Source organism: Acidisoma sp. L85 (genome assembly GCF_009765865.1).
In the GTDB taxonomy this organism is placed as follows: domain Bacteria; phylum Pseudomonadota; class Alphaproteobacteria; order Acetobacterales; family Acetobacteraceae; genus Acidisoma.
Map to the genome: position 1 here is coordinate 346331 of NZ_LMUQ01000052.1, position 19046 is coordinate 365376.

Annotated in this window: 17 protein-coding genes; 10 read left to right on the forward strand and 7 right to left on the reverse strand. The window is 60.6% G+C overall.

What is annotated here, in order from left to right:
• Positions 1-596 precede the first annotated feature (596 nt).
• Together GSQ83_RS17370 and GSQ83_RS17375 are read left to right on the forward strand one after the other, a co-directional pair.
• The gene (locus tag GSQ83_RS17370; RefSeq protein WP_158804119.1) at positions 597-1535 is read left to right on the forward strand and encodes an NADP-dependent oxidoreductase; all 939 of its coding nucleotides are present in this window, start codon (positions 597-599) and stop codon (positions 1533-1535) included.
• A 196-nt stretch (positions 1536-1731) separates the two neighbouring features.
• The gene (locus tag GSQ83_RS17375; protein WP_254065742.1) at positions 1732-2613 is read left to right on the forward strand and encodes an aminotransferase class IV; all 882 of its coding nucleotides are present in this window, start codon (positions 1732-1734) and stop codon (positions 2611-2613) included.
• Positions 2614-2665: 52 nt separating this feature from the next.
• Here GSQ83_RS17375 and GSQ83_RS17380 read toward each other — a convergent pair whose 3' ends face one another.
• On the reverse strand, positions 2666-3376 hold the full coding sequence (locus GSQ83_RS17380) for a GntR family transcriptional regulator (RefSeq protein WP_158804121.1): 711 nt from the start codon (positions 3374-3376) through the stop codon (positions 2666-2668).
• Between the two features lie 152 nt (positions 3377-3528).
• Here GSQ83_RS17380 and GSQ83_RS17385 point away from each other — a divergent pair, with 152 nt between their 5' ends.
• From GSQ83_RS17385 to GSQ83_RS17415, 7 genes are all read left to right on the forward strand, one after another.
• On the forward strand, positions 3529-3678 hold the full coding sequence (locus tag GSQ83_RS17385; protein ID WP_158804122.1) for a hypothetical protein: 150 nt from the start codon (positions 3529-3531) through the stop codon (positions 3676-3678).
• On the forward strand, positions 3671-5143 hold the full coding sequence (locus GSQ83_RS17390; protein WP_158804123.1) for a mannitol dehydrogenase family protein: 1473 nt from the start codon (positions 3671-3673) through the stop codon (positions 5141-5143). Before GSQ83_RS17385 ends, GSQ83_RS17390 begins: the two co-directional genes overlap by 8 nt.
• 3 nt (positions 5144-5146) lie before the next feature.
• Positions 5147-6343, forward strand: coding sequence for a mannonate dehydratase (gene uxuA / locus GSQ83_RS17395; protein ID WP_158804124.1), 1197 nt, complete (start codon positions 5147-5149; stop codon positions 6341-6343).
• Positions 6344-6558: 215 nt separating this feature from the next.
• Positions 6559-7581, forward strand: a complete 1023-nt coding sequence (locus GSQ83_RS17400) for an ABC transporter substrate-binding protein (protein WP_158804223.1) — start codon at positions 6559-6561, stop codon at positions 7579-7581.
• A 46-nt stretch (positions 7582-7627) separates the two neighbouring features.
• Positions 7628-9079, forward strand: a complete 1452-nt coding sequence (locus GSQ83_RS17405) for an ATP-binding cassette domain-containing protein (protein WP_158804125.1) — start codon at positions 7628-7630, stop codon at positions 9077-9079.
• Complete coding sequence (locus GSQ83_RS17410; protein WP_254065744.1) at positions 9072-10070, forward strand: ABC transporter permease; 999 nt, start codon at positions 9072-9074, stop codon at positions 10068-10070. Before GSQ83_RS17405 ends, GSQ83_RS17410 begins: the two co-directional genes overlap by 8 nt.
• Before the next feature lie 2 nt (positions 10071-10072).
• Positions 10073-11017 (forward strand): ABC transporter permease, encoded by a 945-nt coding sequence (locus tag GSQ83_RS17415; protein WP_158804126.1) that lies wholly within the window; start codon positions 10073-10075, stop codon positions 11015-11017.
• Positions 11018-11155: 138 nt separating this feature from the next.
• Here GSQ83_RS17415 and GSQ83_RS17420 read toward each other — a convergent pair whose 3' ends face one another.
• From GSQ83_RS17420 to GSQ83_RS17445, 6 genes are read right to left on the reverse strand one after another with little or no spacing between them, the layout of a single operon-like run.
• The gene (locus GSQ83_RS17420; RefSeq protein ID WP_158804127.1) at positions 11156-12250 is read right to left on the reverse strand and encodes an autoinducer 2 ABC transporter substrate-binding protein; all 1095 of its coding nucleotides are present in this window, start codon (positions 12248-12250) and stop codon (positions 11156-11158) included.
• A gap of 37 nt (positions 12251-12287) precedes the next feature.
• A complete protein-coding gene (locus GSQ83_RS17425) occupies positions 12288-13253 on the reverse strand; it encodes an ABC transporter permease (RefSeq protein WP_158804128.1) in 966 nt (321 codons plus the stop codon).
• Complete coding sequence (locus GSQ83_RS17430) at positions 13250-14299, reverse strand: ABC transporter permease (protein WP_158804129.1); 1050 nt, start codon at positions 14297-14299, stop codon at positions 13250-13252. Before GSQ83_RS17430 ends, GSQ83_RS17425 begins: the two co-directional genes overlap by 4 nt.
• Positions 14296-15876: a sugar ABC transporter ATP-binding protein gene (locus GSQ83_RS17435; RefSeq protein ID WP_216850279.1), complete on the reverse strand. Its 1581-nt coding sequence runs from the start codon at positions 15874-15876 to the stop codon at positions 14296-14298. The genes GSQ83_RS17430 and GSQ83_RS17435 overlap by 4 nt, the downstream gene beginning before the upstream one ends.
• The gene (locus GSQ83_RS17440) at positions 15873-16898 is read right to left on the reverse strand and encodes an aldo/keto reductase (protein WP_158804130.1); all 1026 of its coding nucleotides are present in this window, start codon (positions 16896-16898) and stop codon (positions 15873-15875) included. Before GSQ83_RS17440 ends, GSQ83_RS17435 begins: the two co-directional genes overlap by 4 nt.
• Positions 16895-17848: an alpha/beta hydrolase gene (locus GSQ83_RS17445; RefSeq protein ID WP_158804131.1), complete on the reverse strand. Its 954-nt coding sequence runs from the start codon at positions 17846-17848 to the stop codon at positions 16895-16897. The genes GSQ83_RS17440 and GSQ83_RS17445 overlap by 4 nt, the downstream gene beginning before the upstream one ends.
• Before the next feature lie 263 nt (positions 17849-18111).
• Between GSQ83_RS17445 and GSQ83_RS17450 the strand changes: the two genes are divergently transcribed.
• Entirely contained in the window at positions 18112-18855 is a 744-nt protein-coding gene (locus tag GSQ83_RS17450; protein WP_158804132.1) for an FCD domain-containing protein, read from the forward strand.
• Positions 18856-19046 lie beyond the last annotated feature (191 nt).

The window sequence follows — 19046 nt, forward strand, 5'->3', positions numbered from 1 at the left end:
CGACCCCCTCTTTATTCGCATTCCAGATCGAACACCTTTGACGCCACCCAGAGAAGGTATGTTGGTCGACTTGTGTAAGGCCGGACTCGCAGCTGTACCTCAGATCAGTTTGTAGGATTTCGCACCGGTGCCCGCAAGACAGCGTCGCGGTCAACGAGTCTGCCGCGTGCCGTGTTGATGAGATAAGTGCCGCGCTTCAGCGTTGCCGTGACGGCTTCACGGCCATGTGAGCCGCCACAGCTGCGCAGAGCGCCTTGAGAGACGATACCCGCTCGGAAATAAGGTAGCTGTCGGGGTCGGGACGCAAGCTGAACCCGCGCCGTAAGGAACTGGGCGGCAGTTCTTTCATTCCGGGCTCCGGCCCTTTCGACGGCTATTGAGCCGGACATGCTACATCTTCCGAAAAATCATGTTCCGACGTAGCGTGTTGCAAGGTAAGTTCGCGATCCAAGACCATTGCGCCGCGGATCTCGGCTTCCGCAGGACACCGCTAGTTCCACGCTGACCGATCGCATCCTGGACCTTAGGCGGGTCGGTCCATTACCATTCCTGCGGGTGCCAAACGCGACTTGGCCTATTGGATGAAGGACGAAGCGATGCGCGCAGTGGGATTATTCATTCATGGCGGTCCTGAGGTTCTACGGGTCGTCGAATTGCCCGAAGTTCACGCCGGCTCTGGACAGGTGCGGGTCCGCGTGCGTGCAGCGACGGTCAACCCTACGGACGTGCTGGCCCGAGACGGGACACGCGCCGAACAGCAGAAGGCCGATCCGCCGCCTTACGTGCCGGGAATGGAGGCAGCGGGGATCGTCGATGAAGTTGGAAGTGGCGTTCCCGACAGGCTGAAGGTTGGGGACGCCGTCATCGCGATCGTTTTGCCCAAAGGCAGCCATGGTGCCTATCGCGAGCAAATTGTGCTTGATGCCCGATCGGTTGTGAAGGCACCTTCCGGAAAGCCTCACTCGGAGGCCTGCACCTTGCCGATGAACGGTCTGACGGCCCGGCTATCCCTTGATCTGCTCAAGCTGTCTCCGGGCCAGGTCATCGCAGTGACCGGCGCTGCGGGCGCTTACGGCGGCTACGTCATCCAACTCGCCAAAGCCGACGGGCTCACGGTCATCGCCGATGCTTCCGAAAAAGACGAAAAGCTGGTTGCATCGCTCGGGGCCGACATCGTTGTTAAACGAGGCGATGACGTCGCGTCGCGGATTCGCAGCCACTTTCCTCAAGGGGTCGACGGACTAGCAGACGGAGCGGTGCTCAATGAGCCTGTCATCTCCGCTGTTCGTGACGGAGGCGGCTTCACGTCTGTCCGCGGATTCCAAGGCATCCCGCAGCGGGACATCCACTTCACGACAACCTTTGTGCGTTCCTACGCGCAGGAGCTGGAGAAGCTCGATCGGCTCCGACAGGAGGTCGAGGCCGGCAGACTCACGCTTCGCGTGGCAGATGTCTATCCGCCGGAGATGGCGGCTGACGTCCATCGCCGGCTAGAGGCTGGCGGTACGAGAGGACGGCTCGTCATCCAGTTCTAATCGGAAGGTGCCGTTTCAGCGCTGGCCGTCGGCCAATTTGCTGTTTCCATCGATGCCGCGCTATGAGGTCGTGGCTGCTGCGGCTTGTTCGTTTGTTGGCCGCTAGAGATTACAGCCGCAGCCATGTTCGCCGACCGTGAACTGCTTGGAGACACTCAGTATGGATCAATCCTCGTATACCGCTGGAGCAGCCTATGTGAAGGGCCGCTACCTCCCCATCGCAGAGGCCGCCATTCCAGTGACGGACTGGGGATTTACACGATCCGATGCTGTCTATGACGTTGTGCATGTATTCCAGGGCGGGTTCTTTCGACTTAGTGACCACCTAGATCGGTTCGAGCGTTCGATGGAATCCCGACGTCTTCGTCCCCCGGAAGACAGGTCTGCGATTGAGGCAGTGCTCCATCGCTGCGTTGCTCTCACCGGATTGCAAGATGCTTATGTAGCAATGGTCGCGCTGCGAGGGCGGCCCCGCACAGCCGGTTCACGGCGGCCGGCCGATTGCGAGAACCATCTCGTCGCTTACGCGCTACCATGGATTGATGTCATTCCGCCGGACGTGCAGGCTCGTGGTGCCCATCTTTGGATCGCTAGCACACCACGTGTTCCTGACGCCTCCGTTGATCCAACGGTGAAGAATTATCAATGGAGTGATCTGACTACCGGCCTTTTTGAGGCCCACGATAATGGCTACGATACCGCCGTGCTATGCGACGCAGATGGCTTCGTTACTGAAGGACCTGGCTTCAACATTTTCATCGTGAAGGACGGTCGGGTTCTGACCCCGGACCGCGGCAGCCTGCATGGGATCACGCGTCGGTCCGTCTTGGAACTTTGTGCAGAAATGGGGATCACAGCGACCATTGCGCCAATCCCGCGCGCTTTGCTCGAGGACGCCGACGAGGTTTTTTGCGCCACTACGGCCGGTGGCGTAATGCCGGTCTCACGCATCGGAAAGCGGATAGTTGGCAACGACCGACCCGGTGCACTTTCGTCAAAACTGAAGCAGGACTATTGGCAGCGACACGCAGAAGGGTGGCACAGAACACAGGTCCGCCCCCTCGTGGCGATACCATGAGGACCGGCGGAGGCGCGCGAGACGCGCATCATTGATCTCCTTTCCGGATCCCTCAGGCGACATCGGAACTATCGAAATACTCCGGCAACCGTGCGACGAGTCGGGGGAGGGAGCTGAGAAGCTCTTCCAGATGCTTCTGCATCATGGCCTCCGCCGCATCCGGGTCGCGTGCCGCGATTGCGTCGACGATTGCAGCATGTTGGCGAATCAGTCGTGATGCCGGCGTTGCGTCGGGGAGGCTGAGGTATCGCACGCGGTCCATCTGTAGTTTGACGTTCTGCAATGTTCGCCAGACGCCCTCATGGGCCATGGATACAGCGAAAGCCCGGTGAAGATCGTCGTCGAGCGCGAGAAAACGCGCGTGATCACCCTCCCGAATAGCCGTCGTCTGCTCCCGAATCAGCGCGCGCATCTGTGCGATGTGGTGAGGTTTGGCCTGAAGCGCGGCCTCACGAACGACCGCCCGTTCCACTGCCGCACGCAGGAACCGTGCGCTATTGACACGCGCGACGGATATCCGGGTCACGATCGTGGCGCGTTGGGGCATGACACGCACAAGCCCCGCTTCCGTTAGTCGAATGAGCGCCTCACGTATCGGCTGGCGACTGACGCCGAGAAGTTCGGCCAAATCGTTCTCCGAGAGTCGCTCGCCGGGCCGGAAGACGTTCGTGACAATTCGCTCCTCGATGATCTTACGCACATGCAGGCCAATGGGGCCTAGCCCTTCAGACGGTCCAAGCTGCTGGGCGATCCCAATGCTCATCGACTAACTCCCAGACTGAGGCGACGAACGCGAGGCACGACAGCGCGGCGCCGACCATTGACCGTTTCAGTGCTCCACCGAGTTTCGACAAGTCTGCTTGACCTGGTGGCGCCCCTATGGTCAATCTAGCCGACTAGTATGGGAGATGGCAAATGGTCGAGGTCATCGTCGAACAGCCGTATCGGCTGGCGCTGATTTTCGGCCCCGACGAGGCGCTTGGGGCAACAGACGTCCTGGTTCGCGTGAGCAGGACCGGGATTTGTGGGCAACAAGCGAGGGGACAGTTGGCGTTCGATGCCTGACGTCTCAACCTCACCACGGTTGTCCCGCAAGACGCATCCGTCGCCGCGCGGTCCTGCTGACCGGCGTATCGTCCATCTCGGTATCGGGGCGTTCGCCCGCGCTCACCTGGCACTTTATGCCGAGGACGCGGAAGCGGCGGGTGGAGAGGCCTGGGATATCCTTGGCGTCAGTCTGCAGCGACCGGATCAGCGGGACCGCCTTGCCCCGCAGGACTATCTTTACACGGCGATCGAGCGCGGACCTCGCGGCAATACCGCCCGCATCGTCAATTGCCTCTCGGGGGTGTTGGTGGCGCCCGAGAACCCGAGCAACGTGCTAGACGCGCTCACGGCACCCGCAACGGCAATTGTTACGCTTACGGTGACAGAAAAGGGTTATTGCCACGATCCCGCCAGCGGGCGCCTGAATCTGTCACACCCGGATATCGTGCATGATTTGGCCAAGCCTGATGCCCCGCGGACCGCTGTCGGTTTCATTGTGGAGGCGTTGCGTCGTCGGCGCCTTGCGGGCGTCAGACCCTTCACCGTGCTGAGTTGCGACAATCTTCCCGCCAACGGCCGGTTGCTCGCGGGACTTGTCGCCAACTTCGCCGAAGTCGGTGCCCCTGACCTCTCGGCCTGGATCGCAGCAGACGGCGCGTTCCCCTGCAGCATGGTCGACCGGATTGTTCCGGCGGCGGTGCCCGAGGATGCGGTTGAAGCTGCGATGCTCACCGGGTTCGCTGATGCGGCGCCGGTTTCGCACGAGCCTTTCCGCCAATGGGTGATCGAGGACCATTTTATTGATGGCCTGCGGCCGCGTTGGGAACGAGTCGGCGCGATGCTCACCGAGAATGTCGAGCCCTTCGAGCTCATGAAGCTGCGTCTACTCAATGGCGCGCATTCCGCGCTCGCCTATGTGGGCTATCTGGCCGGGCGCCAGACAATCGCCGAGGCAATGGCTGATCCAGTTCTTGCGGCGTTCGTAGATCGCCTCTGGGCGGAGGTGCTTTTGACTGTTCCGCCGCCACCTGAGACGGATCTGGTCGACTATACCCGCGATCTGGCGGAGCGTTTCCGCAACCCCGCCATCCAGCACCGGACCTGGCAGATTGCCATGGACGGATCACAGAAGCTGCCCCAGCGCCTTTTAGGCTCGGTCCGCGATCGTCTGGCCCGTGGCCTGCCGATCCCCTGCCTCGCGCTGACCATTGCAGCCTGGTGCCGCTACGTCGGCGGCATCGATGAAACAGGCGCTGCGATCGATGTGCGCGACCCTCTTGCCGCTGGCCTCCGTGCCCGCATTGAGGGCGCCGGGTCCGAAGGGGCCGTTCGCGCTCTTCTGTCCGAAAAAGCGATTTTTGGCACCGACCTTGAGCGCCATGACGGCTTCATCCGGGCAATCGAAGGCGCCTATGCCCGCCTGGCGCGCGATGGCGCCAGAGTGACCGTCGAACGATATCTCCTGCACAAGAAGGACGCATAACGAATGGAGCAGACTTGGCGATGGTTCGGCCCGAGCGACATCGTGACGCTGCGCGATGTCGCTCAAACCGGCGCCACCGGCATAGTGACCGCGCTGCATGACATTCCCTACGGCGTCCTATGGACCCTCGAGAGCATCGAGGCGCGCAAGGGGTTGATTGAGGCGGATCCTGCGCTTGGGCTGCGCTGGAGCGTGGTGGAGAGCCTCCCGATCCATGAGGACATCAAACGCGGCAGCGGCGCTCTCGACGGGCATTTCGACGCCTATCGCCAGTCGTTGCGGAACCTGGCCACCGTGGGGGTTCGGACCGTCTGCTACAACTTCATGCCGATCCTGGACTGGACACGGACGCAGTTGCGGGCCCCGCTACCGGGCGGCGGCAATGCGTTGCGCTACAATGCCCACGAGATCGCGGCCTTCGACTGCTTCGTTCTCGCGCGTCCCAATGCTGAGGACGAATATGACGCGCCGCTGCTTGACCGCGCGCGGGTCTGGTTCAACGCTTCGGACGAGGCGGAGAGAGACGCGCTGCTGGCGGCGATCATGGCCGGGTTGCCCGGGGCGTACGACCGCTATGACGTCCCGAGTCTGCGACGCATGCTCAACAGCTATCAGGGTATCGACAAAACCGCGCTACGCGCCAATCTCGTACGGTTTCTGAAAGAGGTTGTGCCCACAGCAGAAGAGGCGGGTATCCGCCTTTGCATCCATCCGGACGATCCTCCCCGTCCCATGTTCGGCCTCAGTCGCATAGCCTCGAGCGAAGACGACATCGCCTTTATTTTGAGTGCCATCGACAGCCCGGCGAACGGCTTGACGCTCTGCACCGGCTCGCTTGGCGCGGGACCGGCGAATGATTTGCCCGCCATCGCCAGACGCTTCGCGGACCGGACTTGGTTCGCTCATCTGCGCAATGTCCTCAAGGAGCCGGATGGCTCGTTTATGGAGGCCAATCATCTCGGTGGCGACGTTGCCATGGTGCCGGTAGTTCGCGCGCTGCTGGAGGCCGCCGGCCGACGCCGTGCGACGGGCGACCCGCGCTGGCGCATCCCCATGCGCTCCGACCACGGGCACGAGTTGCTTGACGATGTTGGCAAGAAAACTCACCCGGGTTACCCGGTTATCGGTCGTCTCAAGGGGCTTGCCGAATTGCGCGGCGTCATGAATGCGGTGGCGGAAATCGATGGGCTGCCGCTGTGATTTAGTTCACTTCGGTAAACTGCCATGGTAGTATACTTTGCTTCTTCGGATTGAGATCCGGCTCAAAATTCGGCCGCGCGAATCGCGGCGCCGCACAACAGGGAGTGCGACCATTGATCCATAGCCAAGTAAACCCAGACGCTGCTGAAGCGCTACGTGGTCTGTGCATCGGCCTGACCAGGCAAGCGCTTCTAGCTTTCACTGCTATTGTGGCGATGCCGCTTGCAGCGGAGGCCGCGGATGGACCCGGCACAACCAGCACCACGGGCAAGACCATCGCCTTGAGCAATTCCTACAATGGGAATTCATTCCGGCAAGTCATGGTCAAAGATTGGCAGAATGTCACCGCGCAAGAAATCGCCGCTAAGACGATCAAGGGCGCAACAGTCGTCAGTGCCAACAGCTCGGTCACTGAACAAGCGTCGCAGATTCAGAACATGATTCTGCAGGGCTACAACGGCATCGCCGTGTTGGCCGCGTCATCTTCCGCACTGAATGGTGTCGTCAAATCCGCCTGTGCCCAAGGGATCACCGTGGTTTCCTTCGCAGGCATCGTGACCGCATCCTGCGCTTGGCAGGTCAACTACGATTGGTCGTCCTATGGCAAACAGGAAATCGAATATATCGCCAAGCGCCTCAATGGGCATGGCAACATCCTTGAAATTCGCGGCATCGCGGGCGATTCCACGGACAAGGACATAAGCGACGGCGTACATGCCGCCATGACCGCCTATCCGGGCCTCAAGATCGTGGGCACGGTTTATGGCCAGTGGACCTCAACGGTTGCGCAAAAGGAGGTGAGCGGAATCCTGCCGTCGCTGCCGCAGGTGGATGCCGTCGTGACCCAAGGTGGGGACGGCTACGGCGCGGCCATCGCCTTCCAGAATTCCAATCGCAAGGTGCCCATCATCATCATGGGGAATCGGCAGGACGAACTGGCGTGGTGGAAGCAGGAACACGACAAGAATGGCTACGAGACCTTCGCCATTTCCGCGACGCCTAGCATTTCGCAGATCAGTTTCTGGGTCACGCAGCAGATCCTAGCCGGCAAAACCGTGCCGAAGAAAGTGATCGTGCCTCTGTTGCGCGTAGATCAAACCAATCTCGACGCCTATCTCAGGACGATTCCGCCAGGTGGAGTCGCCAACCCGCCCTATCCCAAAGATCTTGTTGTCAAGATCATCGATGCCAACACCAATCACTCGGCCATGCCGCCGGTTCCGCCGCCGGCTCCCTAACTATTGGTGCAATCGGAACGGACAGCGAGAACGGGTAGGTCGTTTGATGGCTCTATCGACTCTCCGCGAGCGACCCACACTTGAGCTTCGGGCAGCCGCCAAATCCTTCGGACCTGTTCGCGCACTCCGGGGGACGGACTTCTCCATTGTTGCCGGCGATGTGGTGGGGCTTGTCGGCCACAATGGTGCCGGTAAGTCCACGCTGATGAACATCATCGCGGGTGTCGTCGGCCGTGATGCAGGCGACTTCCTGATCGGCGGGACTGCGATCGGCGCAGACTACAGTCCAGCCAAGGCGCTGCGCCATGGTGTGCGCTGCGTATTCCAGGAATTGTCGTTGTGCCGGAATCTGGATCTGGCCGAGAATACACGCATGTTGCATGCGAGCCTGCGCGGCTTCGGCTGGCGCGGACGGGCAGGGCGACTGATCCACGGCATGCTCGAGGATATTTTTCCTGAGCATGGCATCCCGCTCAGGGCGAAGGTGGAGGACCTGTCTCTGGCGGAGCGCCAGATGGTGGAGATTGCCCGCGCCTATACCGATACCGACCTGCCGGCGCGGTTCGTCATCCTCGATGAGCCCACATCATCTCTCGGCCATGAGGCCACCGCACAATTGCTGCGGTTCATCCGGCGTGCAGCCGATCGCGGCGTTGCTTCCATCCTGATTTCCCACAGGCTCGACGAGATCCTCGAAGTCTGCGACCGCGTGGTGGTGATGGTCGACGGCGAGGTGGTGGGACGTCGTGAAGCGGCTGGTCTCAGGCGCCGGGATCTCGTCGGGATGATGGGCCATATCGAGACGCCGCTTGCGGAGGAGGCGACGCGGCGAAGCCTCGGTATCAAGCGCATCGCAACACCGGGCACGCCTGGGCAGGAACTGCCGATAGAGGCGTCGGCTGGAGAGGTCGTGGGCTTTGCCGGCCTAGACGGTCATGGTCAGCGCGAGCGGCTGCGCATGCTGTTCTTCGCCGCCGGTGGTGAGGGTGAAGCCGCGTATGTCGCGGGAGACCGCGGCGCTGAAGGCGTCTTTCCCCTCTGGTCGATCTGCGAGAACATGACCATCCGCAGCATTGCCGCCTTGCGCGACGGATTACTGATTTCCCGCGTGCGGGAGCGTGTGATGGCGCGGGATTGGGTTGACCGCATGAAGGTCAAAACCGACGGGATCGACCGCTTGCTCACCACACTTAGCGGCGGCAACCAGCAAAAAGTATTGTTCGCGCGTGCTTTGGCGACGGACGCGCCGATCATCTTCCTCGACGATCCCATGCGCGGCGTCGATGTGGGTACTAAGCAGGAGGTCTATCGCATGATCAGGGAGGAAGCGGCCGCCGGCCGCTGCTTCGTCTGGTTCGCCTCCGAGATCGAGGAAATGGCCAACTGCGATACCGTCTACATCTTTCATCAGCAGCGAGCGACGACACGGTTGCAGGGCACGGAGGTGACTTCCGCCCGCATCGTGCAGGCGTCCTTCGGGGAGGACGCCCTTGTCTGAGGTAGTCCGCCCGCCGCCGTCGGTAGGGATCGGCAAGAAGCGCCAGCCCGCTCGTCGCGCGGGCCATCGCATGAACCCTGACCATCTGCAGCTCGCGCTGCCCTTTATCGCGCTCGTCGTCATGCTGGTCGTCATCTTCGCGATCCGCCCCGCCGCGTTCAGCTATTTTGGCTTCGGACTGCTATTCAATTTGGCGGTCCCGCTCATTCTGGCTTCTATGGCTCAGATGCTCGTCATCTGCCTCGGTGACATCGATCTCTCGGTGGGCAACTTCGTTGGTTTTGTTACCTGCGTCGTGGCTGTCTTCCTGCGGGACAAGCCGTTCATCGCGATGTTGCTCTTGGCCGCGGGCATCGTCGCCTATGCCGCGGTCGGCGTGCTGATTCAGCTTCGGAGCCTACCCTCGATCATTGTCACGCTCGGGATGTCCTTCGTCTGGCTTGGCCTCGCCTTGTTGATTTTGCCGTCTCCTGGGGGCACGGCGCCGGACTGGCTCACGGCCACGATGGCGCTGCAAACGCCCTGGATTCCTCTACCACTGGTGATTGCCGTCGCCTTGGCGGCGGCTGGGCACTGGCTACTGAAGCGAAGCGCCTATGGCGTTGTTCTGCTGGGTGCAGGGGCGAATCCTCGTGCCGCCGCGCGCGCCGGCTGGTCGCTTTTGCAGGCCCGGATCATGATGTACGGCACTGCCGGGGGACTTGCCGTTCTGTCCGGCCTTGCGCTTTCCGGCCTCACCACCTCGGGCGACCCCAACATCGCGCCGACCTACACCCTGCTCGGCGTCGGCGCCGTCATCCTGGGCGGTGGCAGTTTCACAGGTGGCCTCGTCTCTCCGGTCGGAACGGTGGTGGGCGCGATGACGCTCTCGCTCGCCGGGTCACTTCTGAGTTTTCTCAATGTTCCGCCAGTTTGGCAGGTCGGAGCGCAAGGGGTCATTCTGTTTCTGGTTCTTGCCGGCCGAGTGTTCATCGGGCGCAGTGGGCGTTAATCATGCAAAGCCACTCGATCCGCCAATCCCCTTGGCTTTTCGGTTTCATCGGCGCGGCTGTTTTGTTTGTCGCGACCATTATCGTCTCCCGCGGGGGCGGTGCGAGTGCGACCTTCCATGCGGCCATGGCATTCAGCATCTTCAGTGTTCTCGTGGCGATCAGTCAGATGCTCGTGATCACCTCGGGTCCGGGTAATATCGACCTGTCCGTGCCCGCGGTTCTGACGCTCTGTGCCTATATCGGCATGGGCGTGATGCACGGTTCCAACGCCTGGATACCTGTCGGATTGCTGGTTGTCGCGGCCGTGGGCTTGCTTGCGGGCGCCTTTAACTATGCCGCGATTCTGCTGTTGCGCCTGCCGCCGATCATCGCGACGCTAGCTTCCAGTTTTGTCTTCCAGTCACTTGCGATGAATGCCGGCGGCGATGCGACGATAAAGCCGCCATCGCTTCTGTCAGCTTTCACGAGCTTGAGCGTCGGACCGGTGAGTGTTCTGGCCGTCCTGGTGGTATTACTCACGATTGGCCTCGCGATTGGGCTAAAGCGCAGCTTGTTCGGCCGGCGCTTGCTGGCAACCGGGCAAAGTGAGGCTGCGGCGCGCTTCGCGGGGATCAGGACACGGCAGGTGCGGTTGATCAGCTACGCGGGCGCCGGGCTTTTTTCGGGACTTGCGGGGTTCCTTCTCGCAGGTTTCACCGGCGGGGCAGCCCTTAACATGGGCGATACCTATTTGATGGAGTCGATTGCTGTCGTCGTGTTGGGTGGCACGAGCGTCGCGGGCGGCCAGGCTAATGCGATCGGCATCTGGGGATCGGCTCTCTTCTTTAATTTGCTGACCATCATGCTGAACTCGTTCCGGACACCCGTGGGCCTGCGTTACCTGCTAACGGGTGCCATCATCATTCTGATTGTAACAGCCGCCACGCGTCCTTTGACGCGAACCTGAGAGAACGAACGATACCAGACGAATGTCGATCAAGGAATTGCGAAAGTCCGACAGCCAATCGAGAGACCCACCAACCAGTCGACAAGACACCGTATCCCGCGTTCCGTCCGTTCGCGCCGCTCGGTGGAGCCTCTGAGGTCAGGTCATCGGAGTAGCCGTGTCGAAGTCGTCGTGTCCTTTGCTGAAAAAGAGCATCGAAGACAAATCGGCGACTGAGCCTTCCTCGATTGTTCGACTGCCTATGGTCGGCACGTCGACGGCAACACCCTCTGCGTTCTTGATCTTGCCGGACTTGAGAAGAATCGCGAAGTAGGTCGCCATGTAGCCGTATTTGTATGGGCTCCAGAGCGCGTATTGTTTGCAAGTGCCGCTGCTCAGATAGGTCTTCATCGTGCTTGGTAGGGCAAAACCCGTCGCGAAGACCTTACCGACACGATCCGTATCCTGAATCGCCTTGTTGATTGCTGGAGTACTGATGCCGGATCCGGATATGAAGAGCTTGAGGTCAGGATGTGCCTGCATCGCAGATGTGCCGATGGAGTAGCTCTTATCGGCGTCGTCGTTGGCGTAGAGCGTATCCACGAATTGGATCGACTTGAATTTTGGGTCTTTGGCGATGAGATCGTCGATCGCCTTTTTTTGTGAAATGAAATTCGCCACAGTGGGCGTCGGCGCGATCCAGATCGCCTTGCCGCCGTCAGGGGCGTTAGCCAGAGCCGACTCCAGCATCGCCCTCGCCTGCACGTCGAATGGTGCCATGTTGATGAAGAGATCTCGACCGGCGGGAGCGACATCGGCGTCGAATGTCACGACGATCGCGCCCCGCCGACGCGCCTGCTTCAGGGTTGGAACGGGCGCGTTGATATCAAGCGCCGCGATTACTATGCAGTCCGGCCTTTGAGGCACGATGTTTTGCAACACATGGACTTGACCCTCCACATCAGCGGTTGTGGTGCCGATATAGATCTGCTGCGCTCCTAGTTCTTTGCAAGCCTTTTCGCCTCCGGCCTTGGCCAGCTCGAAATAGACAAAGCCGGTGAACTTTGGCACGTTGAAGACTCTCAGTGGCGTGGCTGCGTCCGCACGACCAACCAAGACACCGGTATTTGCCAGCATGGCGCTGATAGTGGACATCGAAAGCCCGCTGGCCAGCATCAGCTGTAGCCATTTGCGCCGCGACATCCTCCCTTCATTCATAGCTTCGGTGCAGCGCCGGATCATTTCTTTATCCATCTTAGCTCTCCCTAAAGCGATTTATGAGATCTTAGTTCTACGAGTTCACGCCCAGCCGTTTCATCACGGTGGACCATGACCCGGCCTGCGCGATGAGCACGCTGACGATCAGCACTGTTCCGATCGCCAGAGTCTGCACAGATCCGGAAACGTTCGCGAGTCCCATGCCATTCTCCAATGTGCCAAGAAGCAACAGCGATAGGATGAGTCCAACGACGTTTCCCCTCCCTCCAAAAATGTCCACGCCTCCCAGCACGACCGCGGTGACAGTGAAGAGCAACATATCGCTCGCATTGTCGGCGCGCGCCGACTGGAACTGACCAATGTAGACAAGGGACGCGAGTCCGCTCATTGCGCCGGCGATGGTAAAGGCCACAATCTTGACCGCGTAAACGCGGATGCCCGACAGAAAGGCTGTCCGCGCGTTTAAACCGCAGGCAAAAAGTGCCCGGCCGAGCACTGTCCAGTGCATGACAAACCCGAACAGCAGCGCCGCGATCAACAATACGACCAAAGGAACGGGGACGATGCCCGATATGGACGCGGAACCTAGCCAGAAATACCCGGGGAGGAAGTCTGCGAAGCCCTGCTGACCGCCTAGCAGCAAGGCGATCGCCCGGTAGACACCCATTGCGCCGAGCGTAATCGCGAGGGACGGAAGACCCAAAAGGACCACCAAGACGCCGTTGAGAAGCCCGCACAGTCCACAGACAAAGAGCACTAGGGGAAATGCGAGCCAGACCGAGAACCCGGCCTGGGAGAGTTGGGCAAACAGGATATTGCCAAGCGCCATAATGGCGGGGAGCGAGATATCGATTTCACCGATCACGACGACTGCCATCAGCCCCAGCGCGATCAGCCCGACAACGGCGATTGACTGTTGCAACGAATAGGAAATTTGGTCGAATGAGAGATAAAAGGGCGAGGTGAAGCTAGCTACCGCACCCGCGAACACAAGGAGAACGACCAGCGTCGTCTCCCAGCCAGGAAGGCGGCGTATCACGAGAATCTCCGATCGCGCATCATTTTGAGCACCATCCTGAGTCGACGCTGCAGCAAAGCGTCAACGACGACCGCCACAACGATCGCGGCGCCCTGCATAAGCTCGCGGGCGAACTCCGATGCCCCGAGCAGGACGAGACCGTTGTCGAGCGTCGCGAGCGTGACCGCACCAATGGCCGCGCCAAGCGCTGTGCCGGATCCACCGAGAACGCTGACACCGCCCACGACGACAGCCGCCAACGCCGTCAGTTCCAGGCCCTGAGCCAGATAGGGCACGATCCAGCTCGCGCGCGCCGCGAAAAGGAAGGCGGCGAGGCCGGTGAGCATTCCGGCCATCGTGTAAGCGGTAAAAACCACCCGGCGTGCATTGAGGCCATAGAACACTGCGGCTTCCGGGTTCGACCCGATTGCGTAGATTTGACGACCAATGCGCAGCTTTCCAAGCATCAGGCTCGCAAGTACGACCACGGCGCTAGCAACGAGCAAAAGTGTCGATATGCCGAATATGTGACTGGTCGCCGTGCGTTCGACCCAAGGAGGCAGGTCCGACCCATTAATCTGGCCGCCATTTGCGTAAAGGAAAGCGAGACCTCGAAAGACCGACATCGTGCCGAGCGTCGCCACCACTGAAGGAAGGCGGCCATAAGCTACGAGCACGCCGTTGATCGCCCCGCAGATTGTGCCGATCGCGACTGGCGCCAAAATCAGAATAGGTCCGGCGTGGGGAAAGTGTCGCACAATGTCGAGGCCGACATACGAGGCGAGTGCGACGGTTGAGCCAATGGAAAGATCATAATTCCGCGTGATGACGACAATCGCCTCAGCACAAGCGACGACGACCAGGATTGCCCCGTTTAGCGCGATGGTATTGACGTTGCCGAGGGTCGCGAAATTGGGCGCGAGCCCTGAGAAGAGCAATCCGAGCAGAACCAGGAATACCGAAACTCCAAGGGCCCGGTTCCGCAATAGGCCAACGCCTGCCCGGTTCAGGGGCGCCACCACGAGGGATTCCGCCTGCAGGGCGCCCGGTGTGGAGCGCCTTTTCATCGGCCCAGTTCTCTGCGCCGCGACGCCGCGCTCATGATAGCCTCTTGCGTCGCGTCGGCGCGGCTGAAGACACCCGTGATGCGTCCATCCGCAACCACTATAACGCGGTCTCCCATCCGCAGAACTTCCGGCAGGTCGGAGGAAATAAGCAAGATGGCGAGCCCGCGCTCGGCCAATGAACGCACGATAGCGTGGACATGCGCCTTGGTGCCGATATCTATACCGTGCGTCGGTTCATCGAGAATCAGCACCCCCGGATTCATCGCTAGCCACTTTGCGAGAACGACCTTCTGGCGGTTGCCGCCTGAGAGCGTCGCCACAGCTTGATCGATGGTTTGCGCCTTGATCTGTAAGTCCGCGGCGTAGCGGCGGCTCACATCCCGCTCTCGGGCCGGGCTTACGACACCAAAATGCGAAAGCCGGCCCATTATCGGCAGCACAAGGTTCCGCATGATGGAGAGGCGGGGAATGAGGCCCTCGCCGTCACGGTCCTCGGGTAGATAGGCCAGGCCCAGGGATAGCATTTGACGCGGATTGGAAACTTTGGTCAGTTTGCCGTCGACAAAGATTTGCCCGGAAGTCGGCGGTGTCGCGCCAAAGATCGTTTGCGCGATCTCGCTACGCCCTGCGCCGACCAGTCCAGCCATCGCGACGACTTCACCTGCCCGAACGTCGAATGAAACGTTCTCGAAGACTCCACGCTGGGCAAGACCGCGGACGCTGAGACGAACCTCGCCGAGATGGCTCGGCACAGCGCGTGGCGTCTCAGCCGCCAATTCGGTACGGCCGGGATAGAGGTCCTCAATGGAGCGGCCAACCATTAGGCGAACGACGGCGGCCTCGTCGAGCTCGGCTGCCGCCCTTGTTGTTACATGCTGACCATCGCGTAACACCGTGACACTGTCGACTAGGTCCTCGAGTTCCTCAAGGCGATGGGAGATGAAGACAATCGAGGTGCCTCGATCACGCAGTCGCCGAACCACCCGAAAAAGGCGTTCGGTCTCTGAAGGCGTCAAAGCCGCCGTGGGCTCATCGAGAAAAAGGAGCCGATCGACGCCTTCGGCCATTGCTCGGGCGAATTCGACGAACTGCATCTCCCCGATCGAAAGGCCGGCTACCATTGCGGTTGGGCTAAGTCCGGCTTCGAGATCGCAAAGCAGTTCGGCAGAGCGGTCATACATACGTCGCCGGTCGATAGTGCCCAGGCGGTGCAGCGGCTGGACTCCCATGAAGATATTTTCAGTCACATCAAGATGTGGAAACAGCTTCGGGTCCTGGTAGACGGCAACAACCCCAGCCCGCCGAGCCTCCATGGGTGTTCGGAATAGTCGGGGAACACCGTCTAGGAAGACTTCGCCGTGGTCAGCGACGTGAAGGCCGGAGACAATCTTGACCAGTGTCGATTTTCCTGCCCCGTTTTCACCGAGCAAGGCATGAATTTCGCCCGGCGCAATGTCGAAGCTGACAGCGCGGAGGGCGTGAATCCCCCCAAAGCTTTTGCTTAACTGCGATACGGACAGCCGGGCCACGCCCGATCCGGCTGAACCTTCCAGCACCGTACCGGGCGTGGCTATCACGCAGGCACCCGCGCGGCGTCCGGCATCAGCCCTTCGCGCTTTAGCTCGGCCCAAAGATCCGGCGGAACCTCCGTCCGCATGAGGCCAGCGTTTCGCTCCACTTGCTCCGCAGAAATGGCGCCGGGGATCATCGACGCAACGCAGGGGTGGCCTAAGGGAAATTGAAGTGCCGCCGCGGCGATCGGAACGCGGTGACGTCGGCAGACCGCCTCGATCCCCGAGACGCGCTCCATGATCTCCGGCGGCGCGGACTTATAATTATAAGTCGCGCCAGCCACAGCACCGGTTGCAAGAATTCCGGAATTATAGGGTCCGCCCAGAAGGATGCTGATGTTGCGCCGCTCGCAGAGCGGCAATAACTCGTCGAGCGCCGCATGCTCAAGCAAGGTGTATCGTCCAGCAAGCAGGAAGCAATCGATATCACAGTCGCGTGCGAAGCGGAGACATGGCTCGATCTCGTTGACGCCGAGTCCGATGGCCCTGATCACTCCGGCGCGGCGAAGCTCTTCCAGTGCTCTGTATGCCCCGTCAACAGCGACACGAAAGTGCCGTTCGTAGCTTTCAGGTCCGTGGGTCCAAACGTCGACATCGTGGATATGCAGTATGTCGATGGTGTTCAGCCCAAGGCGCTGGAAACTTTGTTCCAGAGACCGCATCGTGGCGTCATAGCTGTAGTCAACCACCGGCTCGAAGTTGAGACCGCCGACGAACCAGCCCCGATCGATTTCGCCCGGCGGTCGCGGACGCAACCAGCGCCCGACCTTGGTTGACAGAACAAAGCTGTTACGTTCCTTGCTTCGCAGGACATGGCCGAAGCGATGCTCAGACAGGCCGTGACCGTATAACGGAGAGGTATCGAAAAGCTTCAGCCCGATCTGACATGCAGCTTCGACCGTCGCGAGAGCCTCCTCCTCGACCAGACGGCTCGAGAAATCGCCAAGAGGAGCGCCTCCCAGCCCAAGCTGGCTGACCCTCAGACCCGTCGTTCCGATTTCCCGGGTGGCTAGAGGATCGATGATCATTCGTGATTTCCGATTTGGTGACGAAGGAACTTTCCCATGTCGTGAATAGCGCGCTCAGCTATGACGGCTCCCACGGCGCCAGCGGCTTCCACGAAGCCGTGTACGGTTCCGGGGTACACTCTCACCGAGAGTTCGTTCCCCGCAGCGCCCAGCCTGTCAGCGACGGCGATGTTCTCGTCATAGAGTATGTCGTATTGAGCGATGGTCATCATGACCGGCGGCAAGCCAGTAAGATCGGCATGCAACGGGCTCGCTAGCGGGTCCCCGCGCTCAGCGGCATTCGGCACATAATTATCCCAAAACCAGCGCATGCGCGCTGTGGATAGCGGTAGATCGCCACCCCCGAACGCACGGTGCGATGGTGAGTCGTATCGATCAACATAAGAACCGTAGATGAGGCCTAGCGCGCGAAGGTTGTTCTCGGCCGCATCTCGCAACATCAGCGCGAGGGCCAGCGCAAGATTGGCACCAGCGGAGTCTCCACACAGAGCGAAACTCTTGGCCAAACCAAAATCGGCGGATCGTCGGGTAAGCTCTGCGATAAAATCTTGCAATCGGAGCAGTGGTAGCGGAAACGAGCTTTCGGGCGCCCGCGGATAGTCGACCAACATGACGGGCCTTCCGCTCTCCAGTGCAAGCCTTCGAGCCAAGTTGTCGTGCGTGTCGATGTCGAGCAGCGTCCATCCTCCCCCGTGGAGGTAGATCGTGGCCGGCTCAAGAGCGTCCGTGCTAACGGGTTGGTGCAGGCGACAACGCAGGCCCTCAAGCTCCATCTCCCGCGTCGCGGCCATCGTTGGTCCCCCATCATTCCAGGGGAGCCGTAGCGCTCGCGCGCTTTCGCGCAGCGTCTCCAACGGCACTGCACTGGCGTCAATCTGCCCCAACCCTTCGGCCAGTCGGACGAAGCTTGCAATCTCTGGGTCAAGATCGATGGCGCGCGGCTCGCTCAATGGGAAGCCGCAAAGCGATCTGCGAGCGTGTTCCGTCCATCCGGTCTGATGAGATATTGACCGAGACGGCTAATCTCACACCGGGAGTCGATTGTACAGATCGGAGACAAGTCTCCGGTCCATTGACCAGAACAAGTTGTTGGCACAGAATTTCCCCCGTTTTCCGCGCTAGCCCTCTACAGGGGCTTTTATCGTTAGGCGCGATACTGCATAATCTGGTCTGACAGGTCAAGGGTCTCGAAGCATGGGCAGGGCGACTGACGATGGCTGATACACCGGCAAGGTTTCCAGCCGCGCGCCGCAAACGTTATGAGGAAATTGCGGAAAACCTTGAACTGCAGATCTTCTCGGGTCGGCTCCTGGAGGGAGAAAAGATTCCATCCGAGCGTGAATTGATGGAGCAGTTCGGGGTTGGTCGATCGACGGTGCGGGAAGCGCTCTTCTCACTTCAGCGCAAAGGACTTCTCTCGGCTCGTGCTGGTGCCGCGGCTCGCGTGACCAAGCCGACGCCGCAAACGATTGTCAGCGATCTCTCAGGCGCTGCCCGCCATTTTCTGAATCAGCCCAATGGTGCCCGGCATCTCCAGCATGCCCGTGCTCTGCTGGAAATTGGTCTTACGCGTGAGGTTGCCTTACGCGCCAGTGACGATGATCTTTCGACTCTGAGCGAGGCACTTGAGGCTAATCGCTCGGCTATCGAAGGTAGCCAGAAAGCCTTTGAGCACACCGACCTCATGTTTCACTACACGCTCGCGATGATCGCCCACAATCCAATATTTACGTCGCTAAACCACGCCCTGAACGAATGGCTTGCTGAACAACGCTCCATGTCTGCGCGTGCAGGTGCGACCCGGATGGAGGTGTATCAACAGCATAAAGCCGTTTACGACGCCATCCTCGCCCGCGATCCCGTCGGCGCCCAGGCGGCAATGGAGGTGCATCTCGCGGCCGTGTACCGCAACTACTGGAAAGCCCTTCAGCCGCTGGAAACGGGGACGGAGTACTAGCCGAGGTCGCCGCCTGACGCTGGACAGGGCCGCCCGTCAGGCGGCGGCAACTCGCACGTGCGCTGAAAATCAAACCTGTCAGACCATCCTGGGCGAAACCGGCAGGCCGACTAGTGTTCGGCCGGTGGTGGTCGTCGTCGCGGTTGATGATAGCGAGTAAACCGTCCATGTCTCAGCCCAGAAGGTTGATC

Bases quoted from the DNA above. Each gene is read 5' to 3' on its own strand.
- GSQ83_RS17370 (WP_158804119.1), top strand. From the start codon at position 597: ATGCGCGCAGTGGGATTATTCATTCATGGCGGTCCTGAGGTTCTACGG.
- GSQ83_RS17380 (WP_158804121.1), bottom strand. From the start codon at position 3,376: ATGAGCATTGGGATCGCCCAGCAGCTTGGACCGTCTGAAGGGCTAGGC.
- GSQ83_RS17385 (WP_158804122.1), top strand. From the start codon at position 3,529: ATGGTCGAGGTCATCGTCGAACAGCCGTATCGGCTGGCGCTGATTTTC.
- GSQ83_RS17390 (WP_158804123.1), top strand. From the start codon at position 3,671: ATGCCTGACGTCTCAACCTCACCACGGTTGTCCCGCAAGACGCATCCG.
- uxuA (WP_158804124.1), top strand. From the start codon at position 5,147: ATGGAGCAGACTTGGCGATGGTTCGGCCCGAGCGACATCGTGACGCTG.
- GSQ83_RS17400 (WP_158804223.1), top strand. From the start codon at position 6,559: ATGCCGCTTGCAGCGGAGGCCGCGGATGGACCCGGCACAACCAGCACC.
- GSQ83_RS17405 (WP_158804125.1), top strand. From the start codon at position 7,628: ATGGCTCTATCGACTCTCCGCGAGCGACCCACACTTGAGCTTCGGGCA.
- GSQ83_RS17415 (WP_158804126.1), top strand. From the start codon at position 10,073: ATGCAAAGCCACTCGATCCGCCAATCCCCTTGGCTTTTCGGTTTCATC.
- GSQ83_RS17420 (WP_158804127.1), bottom strand. From the start codon at position 12,250: ATGGATAAAGAAATGATCCGGCGCTGCACCGAAGCTATGAATGAAGGG.
- GSQ83_RS17430 (WP_158804129.1), bottom strand. From the start codon at position 14,299: ATGAAAAGGCGCTCCACACCGGGCGCCCTGCAGGCGGAATCCCTCGTG.
- GSQ83_RS17440 (WP_158804130.1), bottom strand. From the start codon at position 16,898: ATGATCATCGATCCTCTAGCCACCCGGGAAATCGGAACGACGGGTCTG.
- GSQ83_RS17450 (WP_158804132.1), top strand. From the start codon at position 18,112: ATGGCTGATACACCGGCAAGGTTTCCAGCCGCGCGCCGCAAACGTTAT.